12 protein-coding genes are annotated in these 12,523 nt (G+C 68.9%); 6 read left to right on the plus strand and 6 right to left on the minus strand.

The window, feature by feature from the left end; all coding sequences use genetic code 11:
• Positions 1 to 16: 16 nt before the first annotated feature.
• The 3 genes from ASF08_RS04265 to ASF08_RS04275 all read right to left on the minus strand — a co-directional run bounded on the left by ASF08_RS04265 (position 17) and on the right by ASF08_RS04275 (position 3,133).
• Positions 17 to 1,126 carry a GNAT family N-acetyltransferase gene (locus ASF08_RS04265; RefSeq protein ID WP_244474451.1) on the minus strand — a complete coding sequence of 370 codons (1,110 nt, stop codon included), beginning with the start codon at positions 1,124 to 1,126 and terminating at the stop codon, positions 17 to 19.
• A gap of 77 nt (positions 1,127 to 1,203) precedes the next feature.
• Positions 1,204 to 2,136, minus strand: coding sequence for a hypothetical protein (locus ASF08_RS04270; RefSeq protein WP_056141782.1), 933 nt, complete (start codon positions 2,134 to 2,136; stop codon positions 1,204 to 1,206).
• A 169-nt stretch (positions 2,137 to 2,305) separates the two neighbouring features.
• A complete protein-coding gene (locus ASF08_RS04275) occupies positions 2,306 to 3,133 on the minus strand; it encodes a hypothetical protein (RefSeq protein WP_056141785.1) in 828 nt (275 codons plus the stop codon).
• Between the two features lie 339 nt (positions 3,134 to 3,472).
• Here ASF08_RS04275 and ASF08_RS04280 point away from each other — a divergent pair, with 339 nt between their 5' ends.
• The gene (locus tag ASF08_RS04280) at positions 3,473 to 4,585 is read left to right on the plus strand and encodes a hypothetical protein (RefSeq protein ID WP_244474452.1); all 1,113 of its coding nucleotides are present in this window, start codon (positions 3,473 to 3,475) and stop codon (positions 4,583 to 4,585) included.
• A 57-nt stretch (positions 4,586 to 4,642) separates the two neighbouring features.
• Complete coding sequence (locus tag ASF08_RS24530) at positions 4,643 to 4,804, plus strand: hypothetical protein (RefSeq protein ID WP_018043782.1); 162 nt, start codon at positions 4,643 to 4,645, stop codon at positions 4,802 to 4,804.
• A 26-nt stretch (positions 4,805 to 4,830) separates the two neighbouring features.
• Here ASF08_RS24530 and ASF08_RS04285 read toward each other — a convergent pair whose 3' ends face one another.
• The 3 genes from ASF08_RS04285 to ASF08_RS04295 are packed head-to-tail and all read right to left on the minus strand — an operon-like array spanning position 4,831 to position 8,223.
• Positions 4,831 to 6,168: an O-antigen ligase family protein gene (locus ASF08_RS04285; RefSeq protein ID WP_056141791.1), complete on the minus strand. Its 1,338-nt coding sequence runs from the start codon at positions 6,166 to 6,168 to the stop codon at positions 4,831 to 4,833.
• Positions 6,169 to 6,181: 13 nt separating this feature from the next.
• Positions 6,182 to 7,144 (minus strand): glycosyltransferase family 2 protein, encoded by a 963-nt coding sequence (locus ASF08_RS04290; RefSeq protein ID WP_056141795.1) that lies wholly within the window; start codon positions 7,142 to 7,144, stop codon positions 6,182 to 6,184.
• On the minus strand, positions 7,144 to 8,223 hold the full coding sequence (locus ASF08_RS04295; protein ID WP_056141799.1) for an endo-1,4-beta-xylanase: 1,080 nt from the start codon (positions 8,221 to 8,223) through the stop codon (positions 7,144 to 7,146). Before ASF08_RS04295 ends, ASF08_RS04290 begins: the two co-directional genes overlap by 1 nt.
• Positions 8,224 to 8,491: 268 nt before the next feature.
• Between ASF08_RS04295 and ASF08_RS04300 the strand changes: the two genes are divergently transcribed.
• From ASF08_RS04300 to ASF08_RS04315, 4 genes are all read left to right on the plus strand, one after another.
• On the plus strand, positions 8,492 to 9,823 hold the full coding sequence (locus tag ASF08_RS04300; protein WP_056141802.1) for a lipopolysaccharide biosynthesis protein: 1,332 nt from the start codon (positions 8,492 to 8,494) through the stop codon (positions 9,821 to 9,823).
• A 100-nt stretch (positions 9,824 to 9,923) separates the two neighbouring features.
• Positions 9,924 to 10,904 carry a DUF6492 family protein gene (locus ASF08_RS04305; protein ID WP_244474453.1) on the plus strand — a complete coding sequence of 327 codons (981 nt, stop codon included), beginning with the start codon at positions 9,924 to 9,926 and terminating at the stop codon, positions 10,902 to 10,904.
• A 239-nt stretch (positions 10,905 to 11,143) separates the two neighbouring features.
• On the plus strand, positions 11,144 to 11,371 hold the full coding sequence (locus tag ASF08_RS25285) for a hypothetical protein (RefSeq protein WP_056141808.1): 228 nt from the start codon (positions 11,144 to 11,146) through the stop codon (positions 11,369 to 11,371).
• Positions 11,368 to 12,246, plus strand: coding sequence for a polysaccharide deacetylase family protein (locus ASF08_RS04315; protein ID WP_056141810.1), 879 nt, complete (start codon positions 11,368 to 11,370; stop codon positions 12,244 to 12,246). The genes ASF08_RS25285 and ASF08_RS04315 overlap by 4 nt, the downstream gene beginning before the upstream one ends.
• Positions 12,247 to 12,523 lie beyond the last annotated feature (277 nt).

The raw sequence follows: 12,523 nt of genomic DNA on the forward strand, positions 1-12,523 counted from the left end.
TGGGAAGCCGCCGCCCTCACGAGCGGCGCTTGCGCCAGAGCAGGATGCCCCGGCAGGCGATGTCCCGCACCCGCCTGTCGAGGGCGGGATAGCGGCGCAGGGTCGCGACCAGCCTCGCCCGCGCCGCGCCCGTCAGGCCGCGCCAGCCGAGCGGCGCGACGAGGTCCACCAGCGGCAGCGGCTCGACCCCGAAACGACGTTTGTAATCGTAGTCGCCGATGCTGAAATCGAACGAGCGGCAGCCCTCTCGGTGAAGGGCCTCCATGGTCTTGTCGATCACGAGGCGGCCCGGCGAGCAGTTCGACCACCCCTCCCCGGCATTGCTGATGCGGATCATGACGTAGGTGTCGGCATCGCGGATGCCGAGCAGCGCGGCAACGACCTCGTCTCCCGCCATCAGGGCGCTGACGACGGCATAGCCGCGGCCGAGCCCTCGTCCGACGAGGCGACGGTAGAAGGCGTCGAACTCGGCCTCGTCGAGGCGGTAATCGGCGCCGAGGCTGCGCATGCGCGCCTCCTGCTGGCGCGCCATCACCTCCAGGACCCGCTGGGCCTCGTCCTGGTCGGTGACGATGCGGAAACCCGTCTCGGGCTCGCGGGAGAACACCCGCCAGCTTCGCTCCAGCTCCTTGCGCACGGTCTTGGCGAGGCTGCGATGATAGGCCTCCCAATCCTCGCCCGTCCTGACCTCGTTGCCGTTGAGCGGGCACGGGCACACGCCCCTGAGGAGGGACAGCGGATTGGGCCCGTCGGCCAAGGTCGTCGGCATCTTGCGCAGGGAGAGAAGGTCGGCGCGGGGCAGCGCGGAGCGGATCGCCCGCCATAGCTCCAGGGCGCCGGCATGGTCCCTCGGGGCTGCGGGGCCGAGGAGCGGCGCGTTGTAATCGGTGAGGCCGAGATCGGCGAAGGCGATGATGCGGCGGGTCCCCGTCTCGTCGATCACGAGGGGAAGATGCAGCGCGAGCGCGCTCGTCGCCCTGTCCCGCGCCGTGACCAGGAGGGGCGTCAGCCCCGCGCGGGCGTGGAGCGATTCGTACCAGGTCTCGATCCAGGCCGGATCCTGGAACGGCGTCGGCGCACCGGTCCATCCGGGCACGCACTCCGTCCAGTCGGATGCGATCGCCACATCGTAGCTCCGCGCTCCGGACGCGCCGGTTCCCGATGGCGCGATGCCCCGGCGATGGGCCGGGAGCGCCGTCCCGCTCACGCCGGAGCGGAGAGTTCGAGGATCTGGCCCGGACGGGCCGCATCGAGGCGGAAATCGACGGCGCGGCGGGCCGCGCGCTCCTTCTTCACCCAGGCGCCGTCACGCAGCAGCTTCTGCATCACCGCCTTCGACCAGTAGCCCGGCCCGGTGATGGCGTGGCTCGCCGGTTCGCGGCCGAAGCGATGGCGCAGCATGCCGTTGGCGAGGTTGACGATCTGCTTGCGGCGGATCGGTTCGTCCACGAAGGAGACCGTCATCGACACGTTGAGGCAGTCGAGGTTCTCGACCCGGTGCGGCGCGTTGAGGGGCCAGCTCAGCATCTGGCCGGGCGACAGCTCCATCACCTGGGCATGGGCGTCGTACCAGGGGGCGTAGGGCATATCGACCTCCACATCGAACAGGGCGATGTCCTCGAGATGCCTCGGCGTCACGAAGGGCGGGGTCGAGGGATAGACGTAGACCCGCTTGGCGCCGATGATCTGCCACAGGTGCTGCCCCGGCAGGTCGGCATGATAATAGACCTGGGCGTTGGGCGACGAGATCAGGATGCCGCAGGTGGATTTCGCCGGCGAGAAGCCGGGAACGCGCCGGGCCAGCTCCTCGAACATGGCGTCGAGCGTGTCGCGGTAGCGCCGGTCGACGGTCTCGACATTGCGCAGGTTGAGCCACATCCGCCCCTGGGCGATGGACTCGATCACCTGCGCACCGGGAAGTCCCCCGGTTTCGCCCTCGCGCCAGAACTTGCGCTGACCGGGCGCACCCATATGGACGAGGCTGTACCGGTCGCGCGGATAGGTGTCGATCAGGTCGGCCAGGGCCTCCCGCGAGAACAGGGGGGATTGGTGCAGCCGATGCTGGAGCCGCAGGGGCTGGTGGCCCCAGAGGGCGCTGTGAGTTTCGTCCCAGGAGGTGAAGATCGGGTCGTTCATGGCTACGGTCAATCCGTATCGTGTCCCGCTGCTCTTCAGACGAGGTGGGTCGGTCCCCCTGCGGGACAGGGGCGATCCATTTCCGGACATCATATCCGACTGAGATGGAATCTTTGCATTCGCGGTGCCGCCGGGACAGGATTTCCGCGCGGGCCGCGTGAATACGTCGTCATGGCACTGCGGATCCTGCCGGGGGCGATGCCGGCCCCTCCCCGCCGACGAGCATGGCCGCGATCCTGCGGACGGCGGAGGACAACCCGGCTCCATGCCGGGGGGCCAGCCGGTCGGGCAGCCTGTCCCCCATCGCGCGCCAGAGATGGTGGCGTTGGTCGTAGGGCGTCGTGTCGAGGAGCCACCGGTGGGTGGACGGTCCGTTGGTGGGGCGCTGGCGCGTGACTGCCGCCTCGGCCGCCATCACCCAATCGGCGAGGGACACGAGGTCCGCATCCGACGCATCGGTCCCGAGCGCGCACCACAACAGGCCGAGCCCATAGAACGGCAGTTCCGTCCCCTCGTCGGCGACGAGGCGGGGTGTCAGCCAGGCGAGGAACGCCGTTCCCGCGTCGTCCAGCTTCTCCACGACGGCGTTCTCCGCGCGGGATCGCGGAAGCCGACCCAGAGCGTGAAGGCTGTCGAGCAGGCTGGCCAGCGTCTGGCTCTGCCCGTCCAGATCCCGGTTGTCCGGCTCGCCCATCGCCCGGAGGAGCGCCGCGCAGGCGAAGGCGCGCCGCCAGTGCCGTTTTACCTCAGCGGCCTCATGGGCCGGCTCATCCCAGCGCGTGAGTTCCAGCACCTCCCGCGGCCACCACGAAAGGCGCGCGAGCGTGCCGTCCCGGATCAAGGTCCGGAGGGCGGCGAGGTGCGCGTCGGCATTCTGCCCGTAATCGGCCCGCGCGATGACGACCCGGTCATCCTCCGAGAGTATGCCGGCGAGGAGCCGGAACAGTGCATCGGCATCGGGCGCAACGGTTGCCGGCGGGGGCGAAAGCGCGATCATGACCGTGTCAGCTTAGCAGGTCGGGCGACATCGGTCTCACGGGCATGGCATGATGCGGGCCGGGGCGGCGTCTCCTGCCTCCGCGATCTGCCTGACGCGGACCAAACAGGCACGGGACCCCGTGGGGAGGGCAGACGGTCGAAGGCTCGCCGGTTCGAGGTCGTTCGGGCGAAAGCCTTTCGCAAGCGACGGTCTGCTAAGCAGGTTCGCATCGGCAAGCCAACGCTTCACCTCGCTTAGGCCTTTGAAGTGTCGCAGGTTTTGGAACGCAAAACCGGTGACTGCTTTTGCCGAACCTGCTTAGCCCCCCGGCCACATATTCTTCCGGAATCTCGCCGCATGACGCAACGCCCTGGACCGGGAGACACGAAGGCACCCTCCCCTTGCCTCCATCTCATGGGAACGGGGCATCCGCCCTGCGGCGTCGGCGATTTCGCGGGCCAGCTGGTGGAGGCGCTCGGGCTTCAGGGACAGCCTCAGGAGACCCTCGTGCTCGCGCCGGGCCGCGTGCCGCTCGGCCAGATCTGGCGCGCCGTGGGGAAGAGCCGCGCGGTCGTCGCCAACCTGCCCGTGGTCGCCTGGAAGCGGGCGTTCTCCGGGCCGCCTTCCGCTTTCGCCATCGCGCTCCTGCGAGGCCGGCGACGGGTCGCGATCCTGCACGAATGGGGCAGCCTGCACCGCCTGCGCCGTCTCGTGCTGAGGCCGCTTCTCCTCCTCGCGGACACGATCGTCCTCCTGTCGCCCCAGGTCCGGGAGGAGCTCGCCGCCGATCCGGTGATCGGCTGTCTCGCCCGGCGGGCGGTGATGATGCCCCTGCCCCCGAACATCACGCGGCCCGAAATCAGCGTGCCGAGCGCCCTGTCCGAGCGGATGCGCGCCGCCCGCGAGCAGGGCCGTCTCGTGGTCGGTCATTTCGGCTCGATCTATCCGGGCAAGCAGCCGGAGGCGATCCTCGACATCGCCGCCAGCCTGAAGGCCCGCGGCGCCGACCCGCTCGTCGTCTTCATCGGTTCGTTCATCCGCGCCTCGGACGGGATCGAGGAGATTTTCCGGGCCAAGGTCGCGGCGCTCGGCCTCGCCGAGACCGTCGTGGTCTCCGGCTACGTCGCCTCGCCGGAGGAGCTGTTCGGCCTGTTCGACGAGGTCGATGCCTTCGTCTACGTCCTCCCCGAGGGGCTCACCGCGCGCCGCGCCAGCATCCTGGCCTGCGTCCAGGCCGGACGCCCGGTCATCGTCACCGAGCCGGCCCGCGCGGACGAGTTCGATCACCATCCGCGCTTCCGTGCGCTCCTGTCCGGCGGGGCCATCGTCCTCGCCCCGGGCGGCGCCGGACCGGAGGCCTATGCCGATCTCGCCCTGGCCGCGTCGGCACGGCCGACTCTGCCCCCCGCCCTCGATCGCCGGGTCTGGTTCGCCGATGCCGCCAGCAGCCTGAGGGATGCCCTCGGCTGACGGTCCGGGGTGCGAACCTTGCCCTTTCGCAGCGTTCGAAGGGCAAGGAGACGCGTCATGACCCAATCTGACCCAAGCGGCGTTCCGGAAACGAGCAGGTCCGGCTGGTCCGGACACTGGGCGGTCGGCGGGCTGGTCGTCGGCTGCGTGGCGACCGTGCTCTGGTGCGGCCTGCTGATGACCCTCGGCGGCTGGGCCGTCGGAATCATCGAGTTCTGAGGGCGCCATCCCGAACGTGGGGCGTCTCACGCGCTGCGGAAACGGGCGAGGTAGCGCAGACCGAAGACGGAGATCAGGAAGGTGACCCAGACCGGGTCTCCTCCATCGAAGAAGAAGCTCTCCATGCAGGAGAGCAGCAGGCCGAACAGCCAGACCTGCACGAACATCGTCACCAGCGGGTCGGCCCGGCCGTTCGCCTCGATCCTCATCACGTCCCGCAGGGGGGCGGCGACGAAGATCGCAAGAACGAGAACGAGGCCGGGCAGTCCCAGGGTGACGGCGGTGTCGAGATAGCTGTTGTGGCTGTGCGAGGCGTATCCGGCCCAGCTCGACCCGTCATCGGACGCCGCGCGCACGGTGACGTTGTTCCAGAATGCCGAGAAGCCGTAGCCGGTGAGCGGACGCGCCGTGAGGGCCGCGATGGCGAACTGCCACACATCGGTCCGACCGGTGAAGGTGGAATCCACGGGCAGAGCCCGCACGACGGCGGCGAGGGGCTCGCTCACCACCGTACCGACGCTGAACAGGTTGATCGTGAAGAGCGGAACCAGAGTGAGGAGGATTCGGCCCGCGAACGAACGGATGACGCCGAACAGCCCCGTGATCGCCAGCACCGCCACCAGGAGCGCCGTCGCGCTCTTGCCTTCCGAGCCGAGGAGGAACAGCACCGACAGGGCGACGATGACGAGGCCCACCGTCGCGAGCCCCGAACGCGCCACGGCGATGCCGATGAAGACCAGCATGGCCATGACCGCCGCCGCACTGTTCTTATGGCCGAACACGCCGCGCCAATTGCCCGCGAGCATGGGCTCCCCCACGTCCTTCGCCTGATGGATGGCGAGGTCCGGTACGAGCAGCATGCCGAGATAGCAGGCGCCCAGCAGCAGCAAGGAGGCGATGGCGAGGAGGTTGCGCAGATCGGTCCTCGACCGCGCCAGCAGGGGCAGGCAGGCGGCTGCCAGCATCACGGAGCCCGCGAGGGTCAGGCGCTTGGCCGACGTCACGGGATCCTGCGACAGCACGACGTTCACGGCGAGCCAGGCTCCGAGCGCCAGGAACCAGGGCGAGGCGAAGCCGCGCAAGGCTTTGGCGTGAGCCGGGAGCGTCAGGGCGAGGCACAGCAGCGCGAACAGGCCGAAGCTCGCATAGGTGAGCCCCTCCCGCCCCGTGGCGAGTTCCAGGACGTCCGGATTGCTGAGATCCTGGAACGGTTTGAGCGAGATCCAGCTGAGCAGCAGGACAGCGAGGAAGAGCACCTTGCGCGCGATGAGGATGGCGGGCGTGTCCGCGAGTACCGCCTGCAGGCGGCGCCATCCGCCGGGCGCGGCCTCCGATGCCGGCACTCCGATCGCCCCCGTCTTCATCGACCCGCCTCCCTCATTTTCCGCGCGTCCGCAGGCGCGGAGTGCTGGCGCGGTAGGGCTGCGGCTCGATGCCCAGGGCCGCGAAGCAGCGTCCGAGGGCCACGAGGATCGGGTGCAGGGCGATGGTGGGTTCCCGTGTCCGCACCAGATTGAGGATGGCACGTCCGAACGAGACCCCGAAGATGGCGAAGGATTTGCCGGCCAGGGTCACGAGGCCCAGACTGCCCTGCGCATGCTTGCGCTCGATCCGGTAATTGATGGCGCCGATCCGCAGGCCGCGTGCGGCGAGCCATCCCGTCCGCGTGCGGGCGAGAGGCACCGTCTCGGTGATGACCGCATCCGCCTCCCAGTAGAAGGTCACGCCGGAGCGGCGGGCACGGGTGAAGAAGTCGGTGTCGCCGCCGCCGAGGAAATTGTAGCTCGTGTCGAAGGGCGGAGCTCCCATCAGCGCGAAGGTGCGCCGCGTGATCAGGCAATTGCCGCTGCCGTAGATCATCGGAACCGGCCCGCTCTTGTCATAGGCGGGGGCGAAGGCGGGGTGGGTGTCGAGGCCGGGCCGTGTTCCCGGTTGGAAGCGGGGGATCACCGGGCCGCCGACGATGCCGGCTCCCGTGCGTTGCGCCGTGGCCACCATGCGCTCCAGCCAGTCGGGCTGTGCCAGCTCGTCGTCGTCGATCATCAGGAAATAACGGGTGTCGGGATAGGCCGCGAGGGCAGTGGTGAAGGCACGGTTGATCGCCGAGCAATTGCCCTGGCGCTGCTCGACCACGCATTGGCCCTGGAGCGGTCCCTTCGCGAACACCGCTTCGGCGGCCGCCAAGCCGGCCTGCGACGCGCCGTCGTTGTCCACCACCACGACGGCGAAGCGGAGGCCGGTCCGCTGGCGCGCCAGGGAGGCGAGGGTCTGGACGAGGTGCTCCGGCCGTTTGAAGGTCGGGACGCAGACCACCGCGTCGAAAGGATTGGCGCGCGCCATTACGACGCGCTTCCGGTGAAGCGCTCAATCACATTCATCAGCGGCTTGGGCCTCAGATCGGAATCCAGGGGGAGCGGCCGGTTCGCCGTGCCGTCGGGACGGGTGAAGTATATCGGGACCCAGGTATAACGATCCGTAATACCCCAGGTAAGGACCTCGCTCGGTGGTATCACCTCATCCACGATCCGGAGGAAGTCGGCCGCTTTCCGCGCGATGATCTCGTCGCGGATGGCGACGTCCGTCGGCAGGCCGACATCGATCACGTCGAGCTCGGTGATCAGGACGTCGAGCTTCATCGCCGCGATCTCCCGCAGGAAGCCCTGAAGGCCGTCCCGGTCGATCTCCCGGTCGGCGAACAGGTGCGCTTGCAGGCCGATGGCGTGGATCGGGATGCCCCGGTCGAGAAGGGAGCGCGCGATGGCGAGGATGCCGGCGCGCCGCATGGCGAAGCGCGGGCCGACATACTCGATGTCGTATTCGTTGAGGACGAGCCGGGCCGCGGGATCGGCCGCGTGGGCGGCCTTGAAGGCGATCGGGATGTATTCTGCCCCGAGAGTCTTCGTCCAGACGAAGGAGCGCAGGTCCTGCGGCGAGGCCGGATCGTCGGGCATCGGCTCGTTCACCACGTCCCACGAACCGATGAAGCCGCGATAGCGGGACACCACAGTCTCGATATGGCCGGTCAGCACCCATTCCGCCTCGACCCGGCTGGTGATCGCCTCCGCCCAGGCCGGCATTCCGCCATACCAGGCCAGGGTATGGCCGCGCAGGCCGAGCCCGTTGCGGCGGGCGAAGGTGGCGATCCGGTCGGCGTCGCCGAAATCGAACGTCTCCCGGTTCGGCCGCAGGACCGGCCATTTCAGGGCGCCCTCCGGCACCAGCAGGCGGCACCTCTCCGCGAGGGCGGCACCGTAGCCGGCATCCGCCATGAGCGCGTCCCCCCGGACGGCGGCGCCGAACGGGATCGTCTTTCGCGGAGCGGCGAGGACCGGACGGTCGTGCAGGATGCCTCCCGCGCCAAGCACGCCGCCCAGGGCTCCCTTGAGGATGGACCGGCGATGGGGAAAGCCCTGTCTCATGCCGAAACCTCGCGACGGGTGGGAAACGTCCAAAACGGCACACTCCGCCGGGGCATGGCGAAGGATTTTGCAAGTTCGGGTCCGCACATGAGATAATAGACGTCCCGATACGTTCGATCGGTGCGGCATGCCGTCCGCCGCCCGGCGATCGAACCATGCACCTTAGCGCCAGAACTCGACGGCGCCTCGTTCCGACCCGCCCGCCTCGGGCGAGGCCGGCCCTCCTCCTGCCCCGTTTCGTGGCACGGGCTCTGCGGATGCATCGGCCATGACCGCCCAATCGTCCCGAAATCCGACACCCGGCGCGGGACGCCGCCTCGGGAGCCTACGCCTCGCGCCGTTGCGCCTCGTGGCCGGCGCATGGTCGACCCACCGCACCGTGCTGATCGGCTACGGCCAGCTCCTGGCCGGCGCCGGCGGGCGCCTCGCGCTCCAGATGATCTACTTCCTGGTTCTCGCCAACACGCTGAGCCTCGCGGAGATGGGCGTCTTCGCCTCCGTCTCGGCGGCGGGCGTGATGATCGGCTGTCTGGCGGGCTTCGGCTTCCAATCCTTCGTGATGCGCTCTGCCGCCGGCCGGCGCTCGTCGATGGGCGGATATCTCGCCGTCTACTATGCCTGTTTCGGGCTCGCCTTGCCGATCATGCTCGGCCTCTCGCTGGCCCTCTACGTCCTGCTGTTCCGCAACGTGATCGCCCTGCCCGGCTATCTCGCGATCATCGTGGTCGAGGTGGCGCTGTGGCGCCAGATCGAGCTCCTCGTACAGGTCAACAACGGACTCGGCCGCTACGCCGCCGCGGCCACCGTGGTGTCGCTTCCGGTGGGATTTCGCGCCGCCGCCGCCGTGGCGTTCTGGGCCGCGGGCGGTGGCGATGCCGAGACCTGGGCGCTCTACTATCTCGTCGGCAACGCGGTCTCGGTGACCGTCCTCGCCTTTCTCTTCCATCCGCGCACGCGGATGCGGTTCCGCGCGGTGCTGCTCAAGGGCCGGCTGCGCGACGGGCTCCTCTACGCCGCCTCCTACTTCATGTTCCTGGCCCAGGGCGAGATCGACAAGCTCATCGTCCTGACGCTGGCCGGCGAGCGCATGGCGGGCATCTACGCCATCTCGATGCGACTCATCGATCTCACCGGCGTGCCGCTGCGGCCGATGTTCATGATGTATTCGCGCAAGCTCATCCAGGCCGGCCGCGCCACCCGCGCGTCCTTGCGCGAATGCCTGAAGGTGGAGGCGATGGTGGCTTGCGTCTCGACGGGCGCCCTCGTCTTCATGGTCGCCGTCCTCTACATCCGGCCCGACCTTCTCGGCCCGAACGTCTCGGCGGCCTACGGCATGCTCACCGTCATCGTCGCCGTGCCGGCGGTGCGCAATCTCCTCGAATTTCAGGGCGAACTGTTCTTCGCCTTCGGCCGACTGGGGGTGCGCGCGGGCGTCACCACCGCCCTCATCGCCTTCAAGGCGCTGGCCTTCGTCCTGCTCCTCACGGCTTTTCCCGACCCGGCGCAGTGGAGTCTGTGGCTGAACGCGATCTATGTCGCGATCTACGCGTTCTCCTTCCTGACCCTCTACGGGCTTTTATGGCGGAACACGGCACCGTGATCGCGACACCCCGAGACAGGCGCCCTCCGATGACGGAATCCTTCACCCTTCCCGGCGCAGGGTCCCCCCGATGAGGGGCGGCGGATCGAAGGAGATGGGCATGAAGGCCGAGACCGGAGACCGTGCCTTCGCATCCGCGGGGCAGGACCGGGCCGAGCAGGATCGGGCCGAGACGGTGGGCCTGATCACACTCAGCCACCGGGGCGATCTGGAACGATGCGCCCTGCTGTTCGAGAGCATCGATCGGCACGCGGCGTCGCGCGGCTGCCATTACGTCCTCGTCGACGAGAGGGACGTGGCGTTGTTCGCGCGCTTTGCACGTCCCGACCGGCGGATCCTGCCGCAGTCGCAGTTCCTGCCCTGGTGGATCAAGCCGATCCCGTTCCTGCGTCGGCGCCGGCTCCGCTACTGGCTCACGCCGTTCGGTAAGCCGGTCAGCGGCTGGCACATCCAGCAGATCGTCAAGATCGAGGCCACGCGCAGGCTGCCGGAGGCGCGCTACTGCCTGATCGATTCCGACGTCTGCTTCTTCCGGGACTTCGACCTCGCCGCGCTGGCCGAGCCCAATCCGACGCCGTTCCACGTCCATCCCGGCGGCGTCGTGGCCAACCGGCCGCGCCACATCCAATGGATCGGCACCGCGAGCCGGCTCCTCGGCACCAAGCCCCAGAGTGTGCCCGCCGACGATTACATCGACCAGATCATCATCTGGGACCAGGCGACGGCGCGCGCGATGACCGACCGGATCGAGGCGGTGACCGGCCATGGCTGGGTCGCCGCCCTGTGCCGGGACCGTCATTTCTCCGAATACATGATCTACGGCACCTTCGTCGCCAACACGCCCTGGGCCATGGAGCGGCACGCGGTGACGGCGCAGAGCTTCTGCCGGACCCATTGGGACGACGATGCCCTGAGCGGGGCCGACATCCTCGCGATGCTGGACGCCGCCACCCCGACGGAGCGGGCCTTCTGCATCCAGTCCTTCGGATCGACGCCGCTCGCCACCATCCGTGCGAGTCTCGACGCGTTCCGTGCCGGGGATGGAGCGGAGCGCCCCGATCGGCGGACGGAAGCGGCATGAGGCGGCCCCCCCGCGCCTAGACTTGCCGAGGCCGGGCGCTCGCGGGGGAATTAAGGACGGAGACGATCGGCACGCGTGCGAATACGTTTCCGCGCGCCCGGTACTTGGAAAAGTAAGATTTGCCGTGTCATGTGCGAGAGCACGGTCGACGCACTTTACCGGAAGGCGGATCCCCTCCCATGCTCCCGCAGAAGTCCTCGCTCCCGTCTCGCCCCATCAAGACGGAATAGAGACGACGCATGCAGGCCATGGCACGGGACGACACAGCCACGATGGCGCGACAGGTCGCGTTGGGCGATCTCCACCACGATACGGAGATGCCGGCCGGCGAGGCCGGGTTCGGCGCGGAGACGCGGGTGCGCCGTCCTCGGCCGGCCAACCTCGCGGCGGGACGGCGCATCAACCCGAGGCGCGGAGACGATCATCTCGTGCTGCGAAAGCGGTCCGGGCATCCGACGCCGCAATGACCCCCGACGCCATCCTCGATCGCGACGCGACCGAACTCAAGGCCCGGCTCTCGCTGCGGGCGCGGCTCTCGCATCGTCTGTCGCGGCATGTCCCGACCGCGCCCGCGCTCCCCCGCCTGTCCGGCCCGATGGTGAGCATCACCTTCGACGACGTGCCGGACACGGCCTGCAGCACAGGGGCCGCCCTCCTCGACGCCCATGGCGCCAAGGGCACGTTCTACGTCTCCCGCACCCTCCTCGGCACCGCCACCGAGCATTGGCGGGTCGCCGGGGTCGAGGCCTTGGCGGAGATCCATCGCCGCGGGCACGAGATCGGCTGCCACACCCATGACCACAGCCTCGTTCCCACCCTCGACGCGCGGGACTTCGCCGCGGATATGGGGCGCAACCGGGACGCATTCGCCGCCCTCCTGCCCGGACTGACGTTGGAGAACTTCGCCTTTCCCTACGGGTATGCGTCACTGGCCGCAAAGCGCGTGCTGAGCCGGACCTACGGGTCGGGCCGCAGCATCATGCCGGGCGTGAATACCGGCCGCATCGACCGCTACTTCCTGCGCGCGAACCCACTCTTCGACCGCTACCTCGACACGGGTCTCCTCGCCCGCCTGATGGAGGAGGCGGTGGCCCGCAACGGCTGGGTCATCTTCTTCGGTCACGACGTCGCCGAGGGAGCGAGCCCCTATGGCTGCTCCCCCGGCCTGCTGGAGGCCACCCTCGCGGCCGCCGGCCGGCGCGGCATTCCGGTGGTCTCGATCGCGCAAGGGATGGCGCGGGCGCGTGGTGTCGCCGCGGAGCTGTGCCCCATGGAGGAGGCATCCCGTTCGTCGAGCGAGGTCTCGGTGCGGCTCGCGGAGGGCGGCTCGCGCGACCCGTGATCCCGACCGCATCCGGGGGGCTTTCCGTCCCGTCCGGCGTGGTGACGACACCATGTCGTCAAGACGTCGCATCCGTTTCGGTCGGGCCGCGTAAAGACGTGATTCATCATCGTTTCGCGTCGTGACGCATTCATTGATGGTCGACTGAGAATTTAATCTAATCTGGACTCGCGGTTGCTATTCCCTCGTGCATTCCGCCGCGCACTCCGCGAAGTGTGCCGGCTCGGGACAGGAGCGGATGGAAACGGGATCGTCCAGTCGGCAATCCCGGTGCGCG

This window comes from Methylobacterium sp. Leaf85 (assembly GCF_001422125.1).
GTDB classification, from domain to species: Bacteria; Pseudomonadota; Alphaproteobacteria; order Rhizobiales; family Beijerinckiaceae; genus Methylobacterium; species Methylobacterium bullatum.